Origin of the sequence: Bifidobacterium sp. ESL0732 (genome assembly GCF_029395535.1) — a bacterium.
Taxonomy (GTDB): domain Bacteria; phylum Actinomycetota; class Actinomycetes; order Actinomycetales; family Bifidobacteriaceae; genus Bifidobacterium.
Map to the genome: position 1 here is coordinate 2,001,498 of NZ_CP113920.1, position 21,144 is coordinate 2,022,641.

The 21,144-nt window shown below is 55.2% G+C and carries 23 protein-coding genes and 1 tRNA gene; 15 read left to right on the top strand and 9 right to left on the bottom strand.

What is annotated here, in order from left to right:
* Positions 1 to 127: 127 nt before the first annotated feature.
* On the top strand, positions 128 to 1,147 hold the full coding sequence (locus OZX70_RS07610; RefSeq protein ID WP_277180430.1) for an aldo/keto reductase: 1,020 nt from the start codon (positions 128 to 130) through the stop codon (positions 1,145 to 1,147).
* A 250-nt stretch (positions 1,148 to 1,397) separates the two neighbouring features.
* A complete protein-coding gene (locus OZX70_RS07615) occupies positions 1,398 to 2,462 on the top strand; it encodes a 2,3-butanediol dehydrogenase (RefSeq protein WP_277180432.1) in 1,065 nt (354 codons plus the stop codon).
* 105 nt (positions 2,463 to 2,567) lie between these two features.
* Here the strand turns inward: OZX70_RS07615 and OZX70_RS07620 are convergent, their stop codons facing one another.
* Positions 2,568 to 3,044 carry a flavodoxin gene (locus OZX70_RS07620; RefSeq protein ID WP_277180434.1) on the bottom strand — a complete coding sequence of 159 codons (477 nt, stop codon included), beginning with the start codon at positions 3,042 to 3,044 and terminating at the stop codon, positions 2,568 to 2,570.
* 209 nt (positions 3,045 to 3,253) lie between these two features.
* Here OZX70_RS07620 and OZX70_RS07625 point away from each other — a divergent pair, with 209 nt between their 5' ends.
* Positions 3,254 to 3,751 (top strand): YbaK/EbsC family protein, encoded by a 498-nt coding sequence (locus OZX70_RS07625; protein WP_277180436.1) that lies wholly within the window; start codon positions 3,254 to 3,256, stop codon positions 3,749 to 3,751.
* A 75-nt stretch (positions 3,752 to 3,826) separates the two neighbouring features.
* Here the strand turns inward: OZX70_RS07625 and OZX70_RS07630 are convergent.
* Together OZX70_RS07630 and OZX70_RS07635 are read right to left on the bottom strand one after the other, a co-directional pair.
* Positions 3,827 to 3,907: transfer RNA gene (locus OZX70_RS07630), tRNA-Leu, on the bottom strand.
* Between the two features lie 52 nt (positions 3,908 to 3,959).
* Complete coding sequence (locus OZX70_RS07635) at positions 3,960 to 4,628, bottom strand: N-acetyltransferase (protein ID WP_277180438.1); 669 nt, start codon at positions 4,626 to 4,628, stop codon at positions 3,960 to 3,962.
* Between the two features lie 91 nt (positions 4,629 to 4,719).
* Here OZX70_RS07635 and OZX70_RS07640 point away from each other — a divergent pair, with 91 nt between their 5' ends.
* Positions 4,720 to 5,721 carry an AEC family transporter gene (locus OZX70_RS07640; protein WP_277180440.1) on the top strand — a complete coding sequence of 334 codons (1,002 nt, stop codon included), beginning with the start codon at positions 4,720 to 4,722 and terminating at the stop codon, positions 5,719 to 5,721.
* 11 nt (positions 5,722 to 5,732) lie between these two features.
* Here OZX70_RS07640 and rdgB read toward each other — a convergent pair whose 3' ends face one another.
* The 3 genes from rdgB to OZX70_RS07655 all read right to left on the bottom strand — a co-directional run bounded on the left by rdgB (position 5,733) and on the right by OZX70_RS07655 (position 8,154).
* On the bottom strand, positions 5,733 to 6,407 hold the full coding sequence (gene rdgB, locus OZX70_RS07645; protein ID WP_277180442.1) for an RdgB/HAM1 family non-canonical purine NTP pyrophosphatase: 675 nt from the start codon (positions 6,405 to 6,407) through the stop codon (positions 5,733 to 5,735).
* A gap of 203 nt (positions 6,408 to 6,610) precedes the next feature.
* Positions 6,611 to 7,375 (bottom strand): ribonuclease PH, encoded by a 765-nt coding sequence (gene rph / locus OZX70_RS07650; RefSeq protein WP_277180444.1) that lies wholly within the window; start codon positions 7,373 to 7,375, stop codon positions 6,611 to 6,613.
* Positions 7,376 to 7,515: 140 nt separating this feature from the next.
* Complete coding sequence (locus OZX70_RS07655) at positions 7,516 to 8,154, bottom strand: Pr6Pr family membrane protein (RefSeq protein ID WP_277180446.1); 639 nt, start codon at positions 8,152 to 8,154, stop codon at positions 7,516 to 7,518.
* Positions 8,155 to 8,386: 232 nt separating this feature from the next.
* Between OZX70_RS07655 and OZX70_RS07660 the strand changes: the two genes are divergently transcribed.
* Entirely contained in the window at positions 8,387 to 9,709 is a 1,323-nt protein-coding gene (locus OZX70_RS07660; protein ID WP_277182171.1) for a nicotinate phosphoribosyltransferase, read from the top strand.
* 307 nt (positions 9,710 to 10,016) lie between these two features.
* Here OZX70_RS07660 and OZX70_RS07665 read toward each other — a convergent pair whose 3' ends face one another.
* On the bottom strand, positions 10,017 to 10,352 hold the full coding sequence (locus OZX70_RS07665; protein ID WP_277180448.1) for a DUF3039 domain-containing protein: 336 nt from the start codon (positions 10,350 to 10,352) through the stop codon (positions 10,017 to 10,019).
* A 229-nt stretch (positions 10,353 to 10,581) separates the two neighbouring features.
* Here OZX70_RS07665 and coaD point away from each other — a divergent pair, with 229 nt between their 5' ends.
* The 10 genes from coaD to OZX70_RS07715 all read left to right on the top strand — a co-directional run bounded on the left by coaD (position 10,582) and on the right by OZX70_RS07715 (position 18,006).
* Positions 10,582 to 11,076: a pantetheine-phosphate adenylyltransferase gene (coaD, locus tag OZX70_RS07670; protein WP_277180450.1), complete on the top strand. Its 495-nt coding sequence runs from the start codon at positions 10,582 to 10,584 to the stop codon at positions 11,074 to 11,076.
* Positions 11,073 to 11,954, top strand: a complete 882-nt coding sequence (locus OZX70_RS07675; protein WP_277180452.1) for a cell division protein — start codon at positions 11,073 to 11,075, stop codon at positions 11,952 to 11,954. Before coaD ends, OZX70_RS07675 begins: the two co-directional genes overlap by 4 nt.
* Before the next feature lie 46 nt (positions 11,955 to 12,000).
* Positions 12,001 to 12,624 (top strand): DUF177 domain-containing protein, encoded by a 624-nt coding sequence (locus OZX70_RS07680; RefSeq protein ID WP_277180454.1) that lies wholly within the window; start codon positions 12,001 to 12,003, stop codon positions 12,622 to 12,624.
* A gap of 73 nt (positions 12,625 to 12,697) precedes the next feature.
* On the top strand, positions 12,698 to 12,892 hold the full coding sequence (gene rpmF / locus OZX70_RS07685; protein ID WP_277142447.1) for a 50S ribosomal protein L32: 195 nt from the start codon (positions 12,698 to 12,700) through the stop codon (positions 12,890 to 12,892).
* Between the two features lie 382 nt (positions 12,893 to 13,274).
* On the top strand, positions 13,275 to 14,048 hold the full coding sequence (gene rnc, locus OZX70_RS07690) for a ribonuclease III (protein ID WP_277182173.1): 774 nt from the start codon (positions 13,275 to 13,277) through the stop codon (positions 14,046 to 14,048).
* Positions 14,049 to 14,287: 239 nt separating this feature from the next.
* Positions 14,288 to 16,246, top strand: a complete 1,959-nt coding sequence (locus OZX70_RS07695) for an acetolactate synthase large subunit (protein ID WP_277180456.1) — start codon at positions 14,288 to 14,290, stop codon at positions 16,244 to 16,246.
* Between the two features lie 21 nt (positions 16,247 to 16,267).
* Positions 16,268 to 16,822 carry an acetolactate synthase small subunit gene (gene ilvN / locus OZX70_RS07700; protein WP_277145708.1) on the top strand — a complete coding sequence of 185 codons (555 nt, stop codon included), beginning with the start codon at positions 16,268 to 16,270 and terminating at the stop codon, positions 16,820 to 16,822.
* A 144-nt stretch (positions 16,823 to 16,966) separates the two neighbouring features.
* Positions 16,967 to 17,371: a hypothetical protein gene (locus OZX70_RS07705; protein ID WP_277180458.1), complete on the top strand. Its 405-nt coding sequence runs from the start codon at positions 16,967 to 16,969 to the stop codon at positions 17,369 to 17,371.
* Positions 17,371 to 17,796: a type II toxin-antitoxin system VapC family toxin gene (locus OZX70_RS07710; protein WP_277180461.1), complete on the top strand. Its 426-nt coding sequence runs from the start codon at positions 17,371 to 17,373 to the stop codon at positions 17,794 to 17,796. Before OZX70_RS07705 ends, OZX70_RS07710 begins: the two co-directional genes overlap by 1 nt.
* Before the next feature lie 18 nt (positions 17,797 to 17,814).
* Entirely contained in the window at positions 17,815 to 18,006 is a 192-nt protein-coding gene (locus OZX70_RS07715; RefSeq protein WP_277180463.1) for a hypothetical protein, read from the top strand.
* A gap of 33 nt (positions 18,007 to 18,039) precedes the next feature.
* On the opposite strand, the gene OZX70_RS07720 is transcribed toward OZX70_RS07715, so the two are convergent.
* Together OZX70_RS07720 and OZX70_RS07725 are read right to left on the bottom strand one after the other, a co-directional pair.
* Complete coding sequence (locus OZX70_RS07720) at positions 18,040 to 20,130, bottom strand: ABC-F family ATP-binding cassette domain-containing protein (RefSeq protein WP_277180465.1); 2,091 nt, start codon at positions 20,128 to 20,130, stop codon at positions 18,040 to 18,042.
* A gap of 244 nt (positions 20,131 to 20,374) precedes the next feature.
* Entirely contained in the window at positions 20,375 to 21,097 is a 723-nt protein-coding gene (locus OZX70_RS07725; RefSeq protein ID WP_277180467.1) for a type 1 glutamine amidotransferase, read from the bottom strand.
* Positions 21,098 to 21,144 lie beyond the last annotated feature (47 nt).

Below are 21,144 nucleotides of genomic sequence, written 5' to 3' on the forward strand. Positions count from 1 at the left end.
GGTGACCCAGAATGAAGCCCACCGGGATTCGAACATTTGAATCGAAACAATCGTTCATTAAATACATACAACAAGTCCAACGCAACAACACCATAAATAATCACAAAATAATAGAAAGTAGTACAAAATGCAACATATTACCTTAGGAGATTCAGACGTCAAGATCTCGCCGATGTTCATCGGCGGCATGTCGTTCGGCGAACCGGACCCGGAACAGCACGTTTGGACCATCGACCAAGAAGGCACTCAGGCCGTTCTCGCCCGGGCACTTGAGCTCGGCGTCAATGCCATCGATACCGCCAACTGCTACGCGCGCGGCACCAGCGAGGAATACATCGGCCAGGCGCTCAAAAACCTTGGCGTTCCGCGCGACCAGGTCGTGCTCGCCAGTAAGGTCTATTTCAACGAGGGCCATTCCTCCGCGAAAGCCATCAAGCGCGAAATCGAAGGCAGCCTCAAGCGTCTGCAGACCGACTATCTTGATCTCTACATCCTGCACCGCTTCGATTACACCACCCCGATGGAAGAGACCATGCAGGCCCTCGACGAACTCGTGCGCGCCGGTAAGGTCCGCGCCATCGGAGCCAGCGAGATGTTCGGCTACCAGTACCACAACCTGCAGGTCGTAGCCGAAGAGAACGGATGGACAAAGCTCTCGACGCTGCAATGCCATTACAACCTGATCTACCGCGAAGACGAGCGCGAGCTCATCCCGGTGGCCCGCCAGTACAACGCCGTTCCGACGCCGTATAGCCCGCTGGCTTCCGGCCATCTCGCGCGCAAGACATGGGATTCCGACTCGCTTCGCAGCCGTACCGACAAAGTGGAGCACAGCAAGTACGACCGCGACCGCGACGTCGACCAACCCATCGTCGACCGCGTGGCCGAACTTGCCGAAAAGCATGGCGTGAGCATGTCGCAAATCGCGCTGGCGTGGCACTGGGTTCACGGCCCCTCCGCCCCGATCGTCGGCTGCAGCTCCCCCAAGCGCGTCGACCAAGCGGTGGCAGCGCTCGACGTCAAGCTGAACGAAGAGGAGGTCGACTACCTCGAAGAACCCTACATCGCCCACGAATTGGTCGGTCCGCTGGCCCGTCCGGGCGAGAAGGCCCTGGCCGGCACTACCGTTCCCCCAGAAACCAAGTAAGTTCAAGACTTGTAAAACCTAACGAAATCTAGGCCTCGTCCACGAATTTTTTCATTCGCGGATGAGGCTTTTGCATTTCGGCTCATCCAAGGCCATATTTCATCAACGTTGCTGAAGTCAGCCATTTTATCAATCGAATACTTCTATTTATGTGAGAAATCTATCATTTTTAATTACCGATTTTCGATATTTATTGATTATTACTACTTATAATAGTAGAACCATTTAAGTTCTTGCAAGGAGGCAAAACATGAAGGCTGTTCGCTATTACGGTAAAGAACGTGTCCAAATCGACGACATTCCGGAGCCGCAGCTGAAACCCGGAACCATCAAGATCCACCCTGCGTTCACCGGGCTTTGCGGCTCGGATCTGCACCTTTATTACGACGGACCAGAATCGGGCGGCATCAACCCGAACAAGCCCCATCCCATTTCCGGGGAGACACTGCCGGTTGTGTTCGGCCATGAGTTCTCCGGCACCGTCGAGGCCATCGCCGACGACGTGGACACCGATATCAAGGTGGGAGACAACGTCGTCGTAGAACCTTTGATGGTATGCGGAGAATGCGCTGCCTGCAAGTCGGGGAATTACAACGTCTGCCCGAAAATGGGCTTCATCGGCATCAATGGTCGCGGCGGCGGGATGAGCGAGCACATCGTCGTCGAGTCCCGGTGGGTTCACGCCATCGGCGATCTGCCGCTTGACCAAGCGGCGCTGATCGAACCCTTCTCCGTCGCCTACCATGCGGTCCGCCGCACGGGAGTTAAGGCCGGGCAGACCGCCGTCGTAGGCGGCGCCGGCCCTATCGGCCTGCTGGTAGCCCAAGCGCTGAAGGCCAAAGGTGTCAAGGTCATCGTTTCCGAGCTTGCAGACATCCGCAAAAAGGCGGCACTTGATACCGGCGTGGCCGATATCGTCGTCGATCCCAGCAAGGAAGACCTCGCTGAACGGGTGCACAAGGAGACCAACGGCGTAGGGGCCGACGTAGCGTTCGACGCATCCGGTGTGGGCGTGGTCGTCCATCAGCTTCTGGCCTCGCTTAAGCCAGAAGGCAAACTGGAAATCGTCGCAATCCACGCCAAGCCGCTGACCATCAATGTCAGCGAGGAACTCACCGGCGGCGAGAAAAGCATGGAGGCCTCTCTCGGCTATGCGAACGACCACGAGGATGTCATCAAGCTGATTCACGATGAACACATCGACCTCTCAAAGTTCATCACCGACAAAATCAAGGCTGAAAATATCGTCAAGGACGGGCTTGAGGAGTTGCACAACAACCCCGCCCAACACGTCAAGATTCTCGTCCAGCTCTAAAGAGAGGGATAAAAACGTCTCGGTCTTATAGCCGAGATCACATTGCCAACAAAATCGGGCCGTTACCTTCTGGTAGCGGCCCGTTTCATATGTTCGGCTGTTCGTTTATAAGTCAAGCTCTTTGACCCACTGTGCCAGCGTCTTCTGTGTGACGTCCGGCGTAAAGCGTCGACCCGTCTTCCATGTCGCTTTAGGAGCGCAACTGTGCAGATGCTCGCCATTGGCACCTTCCAAACTCGAGCCGGAAGTCGCAAACGTCACGATGATCTTGCCCTCGAAATCCTGACTTTCCAGGAATGTGCGCACAATCTGCGGCGCGACGCCGAACCAAAGCGGATAGCCCACGAACACGACATCGTAGTCGTCGACGTCAACTGGATCCGCCATCTGCGGACGTGCATCCACGTTATGTTCCACATTCACCCGGCTTTTCTCATCCTCATAATCAAGATCAGAGGCGATATAAGGCATGGACGGTTGAATCTCCTTGATATCGGCCTTGACAGCCTTTGCCAGTTTCTGCGCCACAGCGCGCGTGTTCCCGGTAGCGGAAAAATATGTCACCAATACATTGTCAGCCATAACGTTCCCTTTCTCCGATAATCATTGACTATCAGTAAATCAATGACACCAAGGAACATTTTATGCCAAGCCTACCCAAAAAGTGACATACCTCACAGCAATAATTAATTCTTATTAGATTGGCCATATCGCGCTATCTCCCGACATCTCCCCATCGCTAATCCATCGGCACTCCATATAATTGGGCTCAAGACGAACACGGAGCGACAATGACACAACTGGACGACGGAAACAACGAGTTCTATAAACGGCGCTTGGAAAGGATGGGCATCACCTACCGGACCATTCTTCACGACCCTGTGACCACCATGGAACACAGCCTTGAATTCAACTGCCTTATCGCGAAAAACATGCTTGTCCACAACAAAAAGAACAACACATACTTTTTATTGATGACAACGCCGACAACCCGGATCGATTTCAAAAAACTCGCGCAAATCCTACAGACCAGCCGTAGCAGCCTGAATTTCGCTACCTCAGACGAACTTACGGAAGTATTACATACTACCAGCGGATTGGTATCACCGCTGGCTCTTCCGGAACGCCATGTTGCAAACCTGCGATTTCTTATCGATACGCAACTTTGCGGCAAACCGGCACTTGGCTTCCATGCAGGCAAAAATACCGAAACTTTGGCCGTGAGCTTTACGGATTTGGAGAAATTCTGCAGACAACTTGGCTATACGATTACACCAATTCAAATCTGAAACGAAGCAATTCCGAGAAATCTGAGCAACCCAATATCGTTAAGGGCTCACTTGCGATTCCGACGACTACTTAAGTGCGAGCAAAGGGACTCGAACCCTCACGACAAAGTCACAGGAACCTAAATCCTGCGCGTCTACCAATTCCGCCATGCTCGCGTAACGAATTCAATCTATCAGACGTCCCGCACAATGCAGCCTTGAAGTACTCTCACACCTCGCGCGCCATCAAGTAATCGGTCTGCTTGTCATCGCCTTGCCAGAACGCGTGCTGACCGACGCGCACGAAACCCTTGCCGGCGTAAAAGCGCTTGGCCGGCTCGTTGTGCTCCCACACGCCGAGCCACACCTTGCGCAAGTTGCGTTTGCGAGCCGCGTCCAATGCTAGAGTCATCAGCTGAGTGCCAAGCCCGCAGCCCTTGAACGCTTTCTGGATATAAAGTCGCTGGATTTCCATCGTGTCTGGTCCCATATCTTCGAGCTGGGCATCACCAAAGTTCAGCTTCATATAACCAGCGGGGATTCCAGCAGAATCATCGGAACCGGCAATGCCTTCTGCAATTTGGCCACTTTGCCCCCGTTCCCCAAATTGCGCATCAGCAGTCATATAAATGATAAAAAACATCGAATTCGGATTCGCCAATTCATTACACAGAATCGGCTCGGCATAAGTCTCGGCAAGAAATTTTTTCATGTCCTCATCCGAGCTTGTTCCGTCAAAGGTATCGACATAGGTCTCGACGCTCAGCTGGTGCAGCAAACCAGCATCGGCTACCCCGCAACGTCTGATTGTTCCCACAATATGGGAATTTGAAGCATCTGAACCCGCCATATGCACACCTTTAAAACTATTTGCTGATTTTTTGCCGTCTAACGGCAACGCCGAAGTCTATGATATGTCGGAGTAAGCCAATTGACGGCCGACTCGCCGCCTGCGCAGAGAACCATAGAAAAGGGAGAGAAACAAGTCCATGTCAGCACTCATTCAACCAGCGACGCTGCTGCTCATCATTTTGCTGGGATACCTGTTCAAACGGACCGGCATTTTGGGGCCGAAGGACTATCGCGTGGTGCAAGTGCTCGAATTCGATATCGTGCTGCCCGGCGCTATTATTTACTCCTTCGCTACGAACCCCCACCAGCTCAACCTTTTGCTGCTTTCCTGCTTTTCGTTCTGCGCAGCCCTAATTCCACCGCTGCTGATTTTCGTTACCACGCGCCATCGCCCCGTTTCCGACCGCGCATTTCTGATGCTCAACGGCAGTGGGTTCAACGTGGGCTGCTTCTGCTTCCCCATGGTTCAGGCATTCCTCGGCCCGGCCGCGTTGGTTCCCGCGGCGATGTTTGACATCGGCAATGACATCATGGTTGCGGCCGGTACGAACGTGATGACACAGAATCTTCTGCACATCACCCCCGGCAAAACACTGGCCGAGCAGCACGCCGGAGACGCTCCGACATTGCCGCGGATCAAGGCGACCGACCGCGATGCCCGCCGACTTCAGCGCCGTGCTCTGATTCGCAACATCGTCAAGGGCTTCGTCACTTCACCGGCGTTCGACACCTACATTCTGATGCTGGTGCTTATGCTCTTCAACTTCCGCTTCCCAAACTGGATCGCACAAGTCTGCCAGCCGTTCTCGGCAGCGAATGCGTTCTGCTCAATGGTGATGGTCGGCATGCTGACCGATCTGCCAGGCTCCAAACGCGACCTCAAGTTCGTCGGCGAGGTCATGGCCTGGCGTCTACCTTGCGCCATCATTTTTGCTTTGCTGGCTTGGTATATCCTGCCGTTCAGCTCCGTCATCCGCGAGACCGCCGTGATGTGCTGCCTCGCGCCGACGGCCATCTTCTCGACGATGTTCACCGACAAGGTGCTCGGCAACGCCAAGCTCGCAGGCTTCATCCTCTGTCTGACCGCCGTGGTCGGAACGATTATGATGACCGTCGCCCACTTCATCATCCATATGTAAGAGCGCTCTGCTCAGCCGATAAGCGCCTTGATCGCGGGGGCGAGCGCGACGAAAGCCTTGTGACGGTGGGAAATCGCGTTCTTTTCCTCGGCTGTCATTTCGGCGCTGGTCAGCTTTTCGTCGTTTTCGTTCAACCGGCCAGGCTGGTCATTTGGTACAAAGATGGAATCGTAGCCGAAACCGTTCTCGCCACGAGGCTCACGGATGACCGTGCCACGCATCTCGCCAAGCTTCACGGTCTCTTCGGCCTTCGGCGCGGTTCCGTTTGGCCGTTCCTCACCGCAATGCTTCGGCACCACCAAAGCCGCCGCACAATTGAAGCGGGCACCACGCTTACCGTCGGGAATGTCTTCAAGTTGGGCGAGCAACAAGGCGTTGTTGGCCTTGTCATGGCCATGAGCACCGGCCCAACGCGCCGAAAGGATGCCAGGAGCCGCGCCAAGTACGTCAACAATCAGTCCGCTGTCATCGGCGAGCGCCGGCAGCCCGGTTCGCTTCGCCACATCCCGCGCCTTGATCAATGCGTTCTCCTCAAACGTCACACCGGTTTCAACCGGGTCGGGCAGGTTCATCGAGCCTGCTGAAACCAGTTCGACGTGCTGTGCGGCCTTGCCCAGCTCTTCCTCGAGGATGGTACGAATCTCCGGCAGCTTGCCCTCGTTATGCGTGGCGACGACGATTTTCATCCCAACTTCCCTTCCAACTATATTCCACCATAAATGAGCCACCGATTCGGTCTCAGGGGCTCATTTATGGCGAGGATATTCGAATCCGACATAAAACCGCCACTCGCACAATCCCAGCGGTCCAATTATGACGCAAACATCCGAACCCGATATAAACAAGCCATTCACGAAGTCTCAGCGGCCCATTTATGGCGCTTTTGAATTCAGTCCTTTGCGAGCGCCTCGTTCTGCGCGCGCTGGAGCTCCTTGTTGCCCTTCTCTGCCAACTCGAGCAGCACGTTGAGCTCGTCGCGGGTGAATGGGCGATGCTCGGCGGTACCTTGGATCTCGATGAACTTGCCGGAGCCGGTCATGGCGACATTCATGTCGGTCATGGCTTGGCTGTCTTCGATATACGGCAGGTCGAGCATCGGGGTGCCGTTGATGATGCCCACGGAAACCGCGGAAATCTGGTCCTTAATGGCCTTCTGCGCGGAACGGATGTGCTTGTGCTTTTCGGCCCAGTGCAAGGCGTCGACCAACGCGACGTAAGCGCCGGTCACCGATGCTGTACGAGTGCCACCGTCAGCTTGCAATACGTCGCAGTCCAGCTGCACCTGATTCTCGCCCAGCGCCTTCATGTCGATGACACCACGCAGACAACGACCGACCAAGCGGCTGATCTCCTGCGTGCGTCCGCCGACTTTGCCTTTCACAGATTCGCGCGGCGTGCGCTCGGAGGTGGCGCGCGGCAGCATCGCGTATTCAGCGGTGACCCAGCCGAGGCCCGAATCCTTGCGCCAGCGTGGCACTCCGGGCGCAAATGTAGCGGTACACATCACGCGAGTGTTGCCGCATTCAATGAGCACAGAGCCTTCCGGGGCATCGGTGAAATGACGGGTGATCTTGACAGGCCGCAGCTCGTCGACGGCACGTCCGTCGGGGCGCACAACGGTATTCTTATCCAATAAATCTTTGATTTCAGCCATACCGCCAACCTACCATCAGCCGGTCACGTCAGTATACAAATTTCACCATCGCAGCGGAAGAATAGCGAATAATGCAAATAAAGAAAAATATCCGTTTGCTATAGCGAAGCAGGGTTCGCGGAAGTTCCACACGCAACCGCTCAGTTGCGCACGGAACCAATCAGCGGTTTCTTGGGCAGGATACGGTCAATAAGGAAGATGACAAACCCCATAACAGCAAAGGCGACGATGCACATCGCGATATTGATCCACATCTTGTTCCAGCCAATCTTGTTGACATCGATGAAACCGTATGGGTACGGATTGCCGCCGGCCTCAGGCCCGGAATGGGGCCAGAGTTGCGCACGGATGAGCACGAACGCCAGATAGAACGGGAAGTAGATAAGCCAAGTGAGCACATAATGCCACTTGAAGCGGCGGTGGGCGTCAAAAAGAATGAAATCTATCACCGCGAGAATCGGCACAACCCGGTGCAAAATGACATTGGTCATGATGCCGAACACATACTTTGCGGTCGCAGGATTGGCAGGCGGCAGAAGCGTTGCAGCGACAACGCCGGTAATCAATATATATAGTGTCAGAATGCCTTTGAGCCACGCGGGCGGCTGCTTGCCGTCGATAAGGCACGCGATACCGGCCCACAGCATTACCAGCCCGAGCAGGAAGTTGGTTTCGTAGGTGAAGTAGACCCAATAGCTGGTCTCGCTCCAAGCCACACTCGTCCACGCCAGACACAGAAATGCGATGACAAGACGGTAGATTCCGACAAAATATTTCATGCGATTCAGTTTATGGGCAACATGCGAAAACAGCTCAATCTGCCAGCATCTTTTATGAATCGATGCCGAAATGTCTACTTATAGTCATAATTACTATTAATCGCCGTGTCGGGTTAGACTCAAAGTGAAAAGCAACGCGGCCGGGCAATCCGGCGACGCGAATCTCGTGGCCAAGCCGGCAAAGCCGACAACGCAAGGGGCACGAGTGATACACACCTCAGGGAGGCATGTGATGCTGGATTATTCACCGGCTTTGATGACCGATATGTATGAATACACGATGCTGGACGCGGCGCTCAGGGACGGCACCGCGAATCGCAAGTGCGTCTTCGAAGTGTTTACGCGCCATCTGCCCGAAGGACGTCGCTACGGCGTCGTGGCCGGCACTGGGCGTATTCTCGACGCGCTCGAGCGCTTCCACCTGAACGACGATGACCTGAAATTCCTTTCCGACCGCAAGATCGTCAGCCCCAAGACCATCGAGTGGCTCCGCAACTTCAAATTCACCGGCTCGATTAAGGGCTACCGCGAAGGCGAAATGTATTTCCCGGACTCCCCCATCCTCGAAATCGAGGGCACGTTTGGCGAATGCACCTTGCTTGAAACGCTACTGCTTTCGATCCTCAACTACGATTCCGCCGTCGCCGCCGCAGCCTCACGCATGTCCAGCGCAGCAGGCAAGCGCCCTTGCATGGACATGGGTGGCCGTCGCGCCAACGAATGGGCCGCAGTCGCCGCCGCCAGGGCTGCGGTGGTCGGCGGATTCCAAGGCACCGCGAACCTTCTTGCCGCACAGCTTTACGGCCTCAAGGCCATCGGCACTTCGGCCCACTGCTTCACCCTAGTCCACGATTCAGAGCGCGATGCCTTCACTTCGCAGATCAACGCCATGGGCGCCAACACGACTCTTCTGGTCGATACTTTCGACATCAAGGAAGCCATCAAGACCGCCGTCGAGGTGGCCGGCCCCGAGCTGGGATGCGTGCGCATCGATTCCGGTGACCTCGCCGCGTTGGCCCAGCAGACACGCAACCAGCTGGACGCCTTGGGCGCGAAGAACACGAAAATCACCGTGACCAACGACCTCGACGAATATGCGCTGGCCGCCCTGCAGTCCGCTCCCGTCGACTCCTATGGCGTAGGAACAATGCTGGTGACCGGTTCCGGCGCGCCTACCTGCGCGATGGTCTACAAGCTCACCGAACGTGAAGGCAAGAACGGCGAAATGGTGCCCGTCGCCAAGAAATCCGAGCACAAAGCTACCGTACCGGGCCGCAAGCTAGCTTTCCGCTCCTACGAATACGGTTTGGCCACCGCCGAACATGTCATCTCTGGCAGCGAGGAGAAACTAGCCAAGTTCCATCCCGAGGACGGCTGGAAAGACCTGATGGTCACCTACATGGACCACGGTGAACCCAACAAGCAGTACCAGGGCCACGACGCCATCACCGCCGCGCACGACTACCACGCGAAGGCACTGGCCGAACTGCCCATCACCGCGCAATCGCTGATGAAGGGCGACCCGTCGATTCCCACGCTAATCGACGTGCTCTAAAGAACGTAATCGCAGCATCACAACCTGCTGCTCCGGCATCAATTTGCTCATTTTTGGGGTTCTTGGCGCACCAAGTACCCCCAAATACAACGCTTTGAGGTGAATTCTTCAGAAAACGGGGTTCTTGGCGCACCAAGAGCCCCAAAATTTGACGAATATCACTCAATTCTTTATATAATCGCCCTCTTGGCGCACCAAGAGGTACAAAATAAAGCAAAAGGCTATGCATACCGTCGATTTCCGGTATACACAGCCTTTATTATGTAAACGGCGAAACAATAATCGTCTCCGCGCAAGAAACCTGACTTTACTTGCCGGTCATTTCCTCGTAGATGCGCTTGCAATCGGGGCAAACCGGATACTTTGAAGGATCATGCTTCGGCACCCAAATCTTGCCGCACAGCGCCACCACAGGCCGTCCGGTGAGCTGGGACTCGCGCATACGGTCACGCGAAACGTAATGAGCGAAGCGATCGGCATCGCCGTTGTCGTCAAGCTTGTTTTCCTCTTTGGTTTCCGGGCGCTCAAGCACCGCGGTCCCTGCGCCGGAATCCGGATTTTTGGAGGGATTTTCGAATCCAGCCTCATCGCGCCAGTTATTCGGCCGCTCGACAATATCCAGCCTTTCGAAAAAATCAGTCATAACGTCTCCTTATTCGGCTACACAATCACACATCAATCACCGCTATACTGCCTATATCATAACGTCCGGCGTTTACCACAAGCGACGATTACCATGTCATTCATCTCTAGGCATCACGCCGAATCGTCGCATCGTTTATGAGAACAAAAAATCAAAGGACAAAAAATCGCCGGCGCCTCGAAGACCCGAATAAAGCCCGAAAATCAGCGTCAGGCGTTATCCTTTAAATATGACTATTGCAGTGTGCCCGGGCTCGTATGATCCAGTCACGGCAGGGCATTTGGACGTTATCGAACGCAGCGCGCGTATTTTCGAAACGGTTCACGTCGTCGTGGCCGTAAATTCCGCGAAAACCCCAATGTTTTCGGAAAAGACCCGCGTAGATGTCATCAAACGGGCTTTGGTAAAAGACGGCTATCCTAACGTCGTAGTCGCTTCAACCGACGGGCTGATCACCGACTATTGCACCAAGGTCGGCGCATCGGTTATCGTCAAGGGCCTGCGCCAGAACGGCGACTACGAGGCCGAGCTCGGGATGGCATTGGTCAACCGCAAACTTTCCGGCGTCGAGACGATGTTCCTGCCTGCTAACCCGATACTTGAGCATATTTCCAGCACCATCGTCAAGGATGTGGCGCGTCACGGCGGCGATGTCACCGGCATGGTGCCCGATTGTGTGGTCGGTATGCTCGCCGAACAACTTCAAAAAGAAAAGAGTCAATGATGGTGGACGAAAAAGACCTCAACGGCGAGGAAGACGATACCCTTTCCAAGGTGATTCCGATCGACGACCTTTCGCCGAACCACGATGAAGAAGACGGGGACCCCAACAATCCCGTTGACAGCGACGAAACCAACGATAATGCCGTCGTAGATGACAATGATCCGGGTGCCCCGAAAGCCGCCAAACCACTTTTTGCGTCGCCCTCCGATCTCCCGGATCTGCGGGAACATCACGACGAAACGTCCGCGAATGACGACGATTCCGATGACGGTTCCGACAACGCAGATAACGCCGAAAGCAAAAGCCGCAACGAATTCACGACGGTCTATGACATCATCGACCAGATGAGCGCCGCCATCGAGGAGACCAAACCGAGCATCTTTACCCCTGGCATGGTGCGTCTCGACCGCGACGAATTCCTCGACCAGCTTGGCCAGCTCAAAGCCATGCTCCCCGTCCAGCTCGAACGCGCGTCCTCGCTGATGCGAGAGGCCGAGCGACGCCTGCAGAACGCACAAAGCCAGGCCCAGGCCATCGTCACCAAGGCGCAAAGCCAGGCCGCTCAGATCAAGCAGAATGCCGAAGAGCAGGCCCAGATTCTCGCCGGACAAGAGCGCGTCGTAGATATCGCGCAGCAGAAAGCCCGCGTGATCATGGACAATGCACAAGCCAAGTCGACCAAGCTCGTACAAGGCGCCAACGCCTATTGTGCCGACGTGATGAAGGCCTTGAAAGACCAGGTCACCACGTACGACCGCGACATCCGCAATGGCATCGAAGTGATCGACAAGCGCCAGCACGAGGCCGCGTCACAGCTGGAAAAGACCCAAGCCGACGCTCTCGCCAACAAGCAGACGCCGTCGAAGAAAACCGAATAGCATAAACAGATACAAACAGACAGATTCGAAAGAATGATAACGATATATGAGCAGACCTGAAGATTCGCAATGGGCCGTCTGTGTGGGGCAGATTATCTCGCGCCCCGGCCAAAGCAAAAGCGTTGATGCCGATTTTCCCGCCCCAAGCGGCATCGGCGACAACGTCATCGGGGTGAAGGAGGGCGCGCCGGTCAAAGTGAGTGGCTCCTTCGATTCCATCGTCGACGGGCTGATTTTCACCGGCCACTTCGACGCGCCGGTTCACGCCGAATGCGTGCGCTGCCTCACCCCCCTCAAACGCGACTGGGGCATGGATGTCACCGCGTTCTTCCCCTTTGATTCCGCCAAAGCGAGCGTCAACGCCGATAACGGGCACGGCAAGCACGACGAAGATATCGATATCATCGCCGGCGAGGACGAGTCGGAAGACACCTACCCGCTGAGCGCCGATTGCAATTTCGCCGACCTCGAAGCGCTCCTGCGCGATACCTTGGTCGAAAACCTGCCGCTGCAGCCATTGTGCAGGCCGGATTGCAAGGGGCTATGCTCGCAGTGTGGCATCAACTTGAACGACAATCCCGATCACCATCATGACGTGGTCGACAACCGCTTCGCCGCTCTAGCCGGTCTCAAAGCCGAGCTCGAAAAGGAAGAGGAACAGCGCAAATAGCGCTTGTACCGAGATTGCGTTAGACTTGTCTACGCTTAAGCTCAAATTTGTTCGAACGAAATAGAGGAATACCATGGCACTGCCAAAGTACAAGACTTCGCGAGCCAACACGCATTCGCGCCGCTCCAACTGGAAGGCCAGCGCGGCCAAGACCGTCGCCTGCCCCAATTGTGGTGCGCCGACCCTGCCGCATATGGCTTGCCCGAGCTGCGGTTCGTTCCGCGGCCGCGTGTATCGCGAGGCTATCAGCAAGTCGCTGAGCAAGTGAAACACTAGCAGATAAAAGCCCTGCCATCGACGGGTGGCGGGGCTTTTGCATCTCTACTTACGTTCGGCTTTAATCTAAAATAATTAAAACACCATCTACACCGCCACGCAGATGTATTACAGTAGCCAATACGGTTCAGCTATCCTGACGATATTCGATATCGCAGTATTCGCCATCAACCGGCTTGGTGCCCGCAATATGTTCGTCGGGGTCATATCCGTATAAAAGGACTATCGTGACCGATTCACAACATAACGAAAATATCGAATCCACCACCATGGGCTCAAATTCACAAACTGCCCCGACCACAGCGACGACCTCTTCGCAGGCGAATGCCACCAAATCCAGCACCACTAAGCCTGACACTGCCAAGTTCCACACCATCAAACCCGACACCGTCAAACCCAACTCTCCGCAGCAGGAACTGCTCAAGCGCCTGGGCACCACGCTTTCGCCGGACATGCTGGTGATGGCACTCACCCACCGCTCTTTCTCGCACGAGCACGAGGGCGCGCCGAATTACGAACGCCTGGAATTCCTGGGCGATGCGGTACTCGAGTTCGTCTCCACGGAAACGCTTTATCGCGTCCACCCCGATATGAACGAAGGCCAGCTCGCGAAGATGCGGGCGATGGCCGTCTCGGAAAAGGCGCTTTCGCAAATCGCGCGCGAAAAGCTCCAGGTCGGCCCCTATATCCTGCTCGGTCATGGCGAGGCGGAATCCGGCGGTGCCGAGAAAAGCTCGATTCTCTGCGATATTGTCGAATCGCTGATCGGCGCGACGTTCGTGGAACACGGAATTGATGAGGCCCGTAAGGTCGTGCACCATCTGGTCGACGACGAACTGAAAAAAGTCGCTACCGAAGGTCCGGCACTGGATTGGAAGACCTCACTGACCGTCAAAGCGCACGGCATGGGGCTTGAAGACCCGCGCTACCGCATGGCCGTCTCCGGGCCGGAATACGCGCAGGTCTTCACCGCCCGTGCCGTCGTCGGCGACGATGACGAAGTGCTTGGCGTCGGCACCGGTTCCAGCAAACGCAAGGCTCAGCTCGCCGCGGCAAAAGCCGCATGGACGGAATTGGACACGAATCCGAGCCGCCATCAGGCTAAAAAGCACCATCATCACAACGATGGAAAATCGCAGCGAAAATAGCGAATCCTCGAATTCTTTCAGGTTTTCGAATCCCCACAGGCTTGCGACACCCCCGCCAATATTTGGGCAATAAGCGTTTCCCACGCACGCAAGGCGCTATGATATCTAGCACATCGGCATAGCGCCACGGCCTGCCACGAACGGGCGAGCGAACACCGAGCGTCATTACCATGCAGACGTACACCATACGCAGCAGGTCAGAAGACAATTCCTATAAACCCGAAGAGATAAGAGGAACGATGGTGTCACCAACGCCTTTACAGGCATTCAGCGCGGTGCCGAAAGCACCAACGAAGACAAGCAAACAGACTCTCGTCGACGGCGAGAAAATGACCGGCGCGCAGGCGCTGATCCGCACGCTGGAAGATCTGGGCGTGCAGGATGTTTTCGGCATTCCAGGCGGTGCTATCCTGCCGGTTTATCACCAGATTCACGACGACACCAAGTTTCGTTTCGTGCTGATGCGCCATGAGCAGGGCGCGGGTCACGCGGCCGAAGGATACGCCGTCGCTACAGGGCGCGTAGGCGTGTGCATCGTGACCTCCGGGCCGGGCGCCACGAATATGGTCACCCCGATCGCCGACGCGAATATGGATTCGGTTCCGCTCGTCGTCATCTCCGGGCAGGTCGGCATCGATTCAATCGGCACCGACGCCTTCCAGGAGGCCGATACCGTCGGCATCACCTATCCGGTGGTCAAGCATTCTTACCTCGTCACTGACGCACAGGATATCCCACGCGTACTCGCAGAAGCGCACTATATCGCGCGTTCAGGTCGCCCCGGCCCCGTCGTCGTCGACGTTTCCAAGACCGCGCAAGTCGGTGAAATGTATTATTCCTGGCCGCAAAAAATGATACTTCCCGGCTATAATCCCACGACCAAACCTCACGGTCACGTCCTGCGCGAAGCCGCAAAACTCTTCGAGCAGTCCTACCGTCCGGTGCTCTACGTAGGCGGCGGTGCCATGCGTTCCAACGCTGGCGCGCAAGTCAAGGAGCTCGCTGATCTGACCGATTCCCCCATTGTCACCACACTTCCCGCTCGCGGCATCGTGCCGGATTCCGATCCGAAAGTGCTTGGGATGCTGGGGATGCACGGCACGCTGGCGGCGACGGCTGCGACGCAGAAATGCGACTTGCTGGTGGCCATCGGCGCACGCTTCGACGACCGCGTGACCGGCAAAATGGACGCGTTCGCCCCCGCCGCCCGCGTCATTCACATCGACATCGACCCGGCCGAAATCGGCAAACGCCGCCAGCCGGATGTGCCGATTGTCGGCGACGTCGCGGAAGTGCTTGACGCCCTGAATGCCGAAATCAAGCGCGGGCAGGCCATACGCGGCGCGACGAATCTCAAGCCGTGGTGGAATCTCATCAACTCGTGGCGCGAAAAATACCCCATGAAGTATGACGAAGCGACGCCGGACGGCACGCTCTCGCCTCAGTGGGTCGTCGAGGAGCTTTCACGTCAGGCTGCACCCTCCACCATCTGGGTTTCTGGCGTGGGCCAGCACCAGATGTGGGCCTCGCAGCTGATCGACTTCGAAAACCCGCATTCCTGGATTTCCTCGGGCGGCTTGGGAACGATGGGATTTGGCCTTCCGGCCGCCATCGGAGCACGAGTCGGATCGTCCCGAGATTTCGGCGGCAAGAAGCCGGTCTGGCTGATTGACGGCGACGGAAGCTTCCAGATGACTTCCGAAGAGCTCGCAGCCGCGTTCATCGACAATGCGCCGGTGAAAATCGCGATCCTGAACAATTCCGTCTATGGCATGGTCCGTCAGTGGCAGACGCTCTTCTATGACAAGCATTATTCGCAGACCAGCATCCGCGATGGCGAAAACACGGAAGATATCATCAACGTCCCCGATTTCGTGAAGCTCGCCGAGGCGTATAGCTGCGTCGGTATCCGCGCGACTACGCAGGACGAGGCGAAAGCTGCCATCAAACGCGCCAACGAGATCAACGACCGTCCGGTATTGATCGACTTCCGCGTCTACAAGGACGCGATGGTCTGGCCGATGGTGGCCGCCGGACAGTCCAACGACACCGTCACCTACAAGCCGGGCGTGCAACCGCTGTTGCACAATGATACTTCGGATTCGGGTTCAGATTCGAGCGCCGACGAGCCTCAGACCGATACCGACAATGCAATCGTTGCCGCTGGAGCTGCGTCAACGGCACAATCGGAAAAATAAGGACAAGGAGAAAGGAACATCATGGCAATCTACCCCGCATCCACTCCGCACAGCGAGCGTCACACCCTGTCCGTCCTGGTCGAAAACCGCCCCGGCGTGCTGGCACGCATCGCCGGCCTTTTTGCCCGCCGAGCCTTCAACATCAACTCACTTTCCGTCTCCCCCACCGAGCGCCCGGACATTTCGCGCGTTACCGTGACCGCCGACGTCGAGCAAGTGCCACTGGAGCAAATCATCAAGCAACTCAACAAGTTGCTTCATGTGCTGAAAATCGTCGACCTTGACAACACCGACGCCGTCGAGCGCGAACTGGTGCTGATCAAAGTCGCCGCAAACGAGACGAACCGTTCCGACGTATTGGAAATCGTGCGTCTTTTCCGAGTTCGCGTGGTCGATGTGCACCCCGAATCCCTGACCATCGAGGCCACCGGTGCCGAGGGCAAGATTGACGCGTTGCTCGGTCTTTTACACGATTACGGCATCATCGAGCTGGTTCGTTCCGGCGCCGTAGCCGTGACTCGCGGCCCGCACGCCTTGAGCGAAAAGGTGGTCGGCAGCGAAATTCGAGGGCGCTGACCAACTCCGATTCACATATTTAAGGTGGATATGGTTTCAAGCCATATCCACCTTTTTGTTGCTGAGTCTCCTGCTAAATCGTATTTGACATATATGCTAGCATTTTGCTAGCATATATGTAATCAACATTTTAAAGGAGGGCAAATGGGCACTTTGACTATCCGCAATGTCCCTGACGAACAAATCAGCATCTTAAAACAAGCAGCGAAAACCAACAACCGTTCCATGGAAGCAGAAATACGATCTCATGTCGAACAATGGACAGCAGCATGGGTAGCTCATAAAGCAATGAGCTCCACAAACCTCTCCGAGGAGTTGCAGACCTATCTCCTTGGCGAACAATCTCATGCCACAGACAATGACGTTTCTCCTGCACAAAGAGGGAAGAAAGAGCCAGACACGCAAAAAGAAAAAGAGAGGAAACCAACAACTACAGCTGAAATCTTCGCAAAAGCTCATCGACTGCTAAAAGATTCTGGGCTTACTGGTGACGAGCAATTGGCTCCTCCCCGTAGCAGTGAAATGCGCCATATAAAATTGGGAAGCTGATGTTTCTACTCGATACCAATGTAGTAAGTGAAATTGCCAGTCGCAAGGTACCTGACGCAAATGTCCTTGCTTGGTTTTTCGCCCAATCACCAGACGCTCTGTACATATCAAGTATTACTTTAGCCGAACTCATATATGGCATCGAGCTATTGCCAGAAGGTCAACGCAAAGACGACATACGCAACAGCGTCGTATCTACGCTTTCTGATTTTCGATTCAGACCACTTCCTTTCGATGAACAGGCAGCTCCATATTATGCGTTAGTTGCTGCTCAAAGAAAAAAATTGGGCAGACCTATGGGTCCCAATGATGCCATGATCACAGCAATTGCCATGGCCAATAACATGGTCATAGTTACTCGGAACGTAAAGGATTTCGAAAATACCGGGATAAAAATTATTAATCCTTGGAGCTATCAAAAATAAAAGCCAAAGGAGGCTCTTATGGTTCAAACATTATCCAGTAGGCAACAACCTAACTCAAATGATTTTCTTATTGACATTGACGATAGTATCTTGACAAAGTTTACGGCTATCGCACACAGCAACGGTAAAACCGCTGAAGAACAAGCTCGCTCTCTACTTGACGATTACGCACGCGGAAAATTAATCCGCGTACAGGAACAGAAGCAATAGCACAATTTACCACAGCAAACGACACAGAAAGGACTATTCCACCCGCTCGGATAGGTCCATCCATTCGGCTTCCAAGGTATCCTTCTCGTCAGAGTTGGCAGAAAGCTGCTCGTTGAGTTTGCCCAGGCCGACGTAATCCGCTGGGTCGTGAGCAGCCATTTTTTGCTCGATTTTTGACTTTTCGGTTTCGAGTTTGGCCAGCTTCCGTTCGATGGCCGAGAGACGACGAGTGGCATCGTGGAAGGCTTTACCGGTCAGTTTCGACTCGCCGGACGAATCGAAACCTTCGTTACCGCCGCCAACGTTCTCATTTCCGTTTGCCGGCCGAGAACCAGCCACACTGTTGCCGCTGCTCGAAGAAGAGCCCTTGCCCGACGACTTGCCACCATGATCGCTGCCAATAACCTCATCGAGCGTTTCACCGTTCTCGATTTTGCGCACCATCTCAAGATAATCGTCAACCCCGCCGGGAAGATGACGAACCTTGCCGCCGATCAGCGCGAACTGCTCGTCGGTGACACGTTCCAGCAAATAACGATCGTGGGAGACCACAATCAAGGTGCCCGGCCAGGAATCAAGCAAATCTTCCATCACGGCGAGCATATCGGTGTCGAGGTCGTTGCCGGGCTCGTCCAAAATCAAGACATTGGGTTCGTCGAGCAGAATCAGCAACAGCTGCATACGACGTTTCTGACCTCCGGAAAGGTCGGCGATTGGTGTCATCAATTGCGCAGCCGAGAAGCCGAGCCGTTCCATCAGTTGGCTGGTCGAAACTTCTTTGCCGTCGACTTCGTATGTGGGCTTGTAACGGCTCAGCACTTCCTTGATCTTGTACTTGTTGAGCTTCTCCAACTCGTCAAGACGCTGCGAAAGCACCGCAAACTTCACGGTCTTGCCAATTTTCACGTGCCCGGCCGTCGGCGTCAACGTGCCATCGATGATCTTGAGCAGCGTCGACTTGCCGGCACCGTTCGCCCCGACAATGCCGAACCGGTCGCCCGGCCCGATAAGCCAAGTGACGTCATCAAGAATCTCGCGACCACTTACCGTCACCTTTTGCGCGGCGGATGTCGTTTCATTATCGTCAACGGCAAGTTCAACAGATCCGATGACTTTCGGTTCTTCATACAAAGCAGGAACGATATTGTTATTTTCGTCATCACTGGCAAAATTTTGAGCTTCGCCGCTTGACACCGCACTGTTGCCACTGGCAACAGTGCCTTGCGGATGCTCGAAAATCTGAGTGACGTCATTCAGGTCGACAACCTGCTTTCCGAGCCGAGAAGTCGCCATCTGCTTGAGCTGTAACGTATTACGCAACGGCGGTACATCGTCGATCAATTCGTGCGCCTGCTTGACGTGGAACTTCTGCTTAGTGGCACGGGCACGGGCGCCGCGGGTCAGCCACGCCAGCTCCTTGCGGGCCAGGTTACGGCGACGTTCCTCGCGGATGTCGGCCTGCCGGTCGCGTTCGACGCGCTGGAGCATATAAGCGCTGTAGCCGCCTTCGAAGGGGTCGATCACCCCGTCGTGCACCTCCCACATCGACTCGCAGACTTCGTCCAGGAACCAGCGGTCGTGGGTGACCAGCAGCAGCGCGCCTTGCCCCGCGGCCCAACGGTTCTTCAAATGTTCTGCCAGCCAGTGAATGGTGACAATATCCAAGTGGTTCGTAGGCTCGTCGAGCGCGAGAATGTCCCAATCCTTCAGCAGCAAACGGGTCAAATCCGCACGGCGCCTCTGTCCACCAGAAAGCGAACCAACCTTTGCGTCAAGGCTTAAGCCGCCAAGCAGCGCTTCAACGATTTCGCGCGAGCGCGTGTCGGATGCCCACTGGTAATCCTCACGACCTTCAAGAGCGGCCTCGCGTACAGTCGCATTATCGTCAAGAGGATCACGCTGGTCGAGCATGCCGAAGGTCAGACCGTTGCGAGTGGTCACGCGCCCGGAATCGGGCTGTTGCGTTCCGGCCAACAAGTGCAATAACGTGGACTTGCCATCGCCATTCTTGCCGACGATGCCGATACGGTCGCCTTCGAAGACACCCTGCGTCACATCGGTGAAAATATTTTTGGTTGCGAAATCAAGCGAAACGTGTTCAAGTCCCAAGTCATAAGTCGGCATAGTAATTCGATGGTATCGCCGCCTCTCAACACTGTTTAGCTCAGACCAAATTCAGCTGCACATGTCAAGTTATCTGCTTAGTCAAGCATCAAAACCCGTACACGCGCACTTAAGCAAACTTCCAACACATGATTTCTGCTTATGGACGAGCCTTGCCTCATACGTGCGTACTTAAGCAGATTCTTGAGGCATATTTTCTGCTTAGCGATGCATCCCGCATATGTAGACGCATCAAGAAGGTGCCTCACTCACTCATCGCGCGGGCACTGGTGGCGCAACGCACGGCGAACGCCGAGAAGACCTGTTCGGCAAGCGGCTGCAACTCGACGTCGTAACGCTTGAAATCCTCGCGGATCTTCGTGATTTCGCTTTTCTTCATACCCTCGACCATGCTCGGTTCGCTGAGCCATTCATCCAGCAACGTCGGCGTGACCTCAAGATGGAATTGCAGTCCAAGCGCGCTTTTGTAGCAAAACGCCTGGTTTTCCGTATATTTGGACGAGGCCAGCAACTGCCCGCCCTCGGGCACGGAGACGACGTCGTTGTGCCAGTTGAGCACGTTAATCTCATCGGTCCACATGGGGAACCAGTCGTTTTTTGCGACGCGTTTGATAGGCGCAAAACCGACTTCCGAACATTTTTCGCTTTGTAGCTTGGCACCGAGGGCGGTAGCGATGATCTGATGGCCCAGGCAGATGCCCAATACCGGCTTGCCCGCCTTCACAGCCTTGCGCACCAGTTTCGCCTCAGTTTTCAGCCCCGGATATTCTTTGTAATCCTGTGCCCCCATCGGCCCACCCATTACAACAAGTCCCGCAATCTCCTCACTTTTGGGCACATCGGCATTGGCTTCACCGGCAATGCTCAATGTTTGACTGGCCATGCCGAGATCATCAAGATTATCAAGAATACGTCCTGGCTTTTCGCAGGGAACATGTTGAAGGATAAACACTTTCGGCATCGTCATAATTCCATTGTGGCATTTCGTCCTCCCAAATCAGCAACAATTGACTT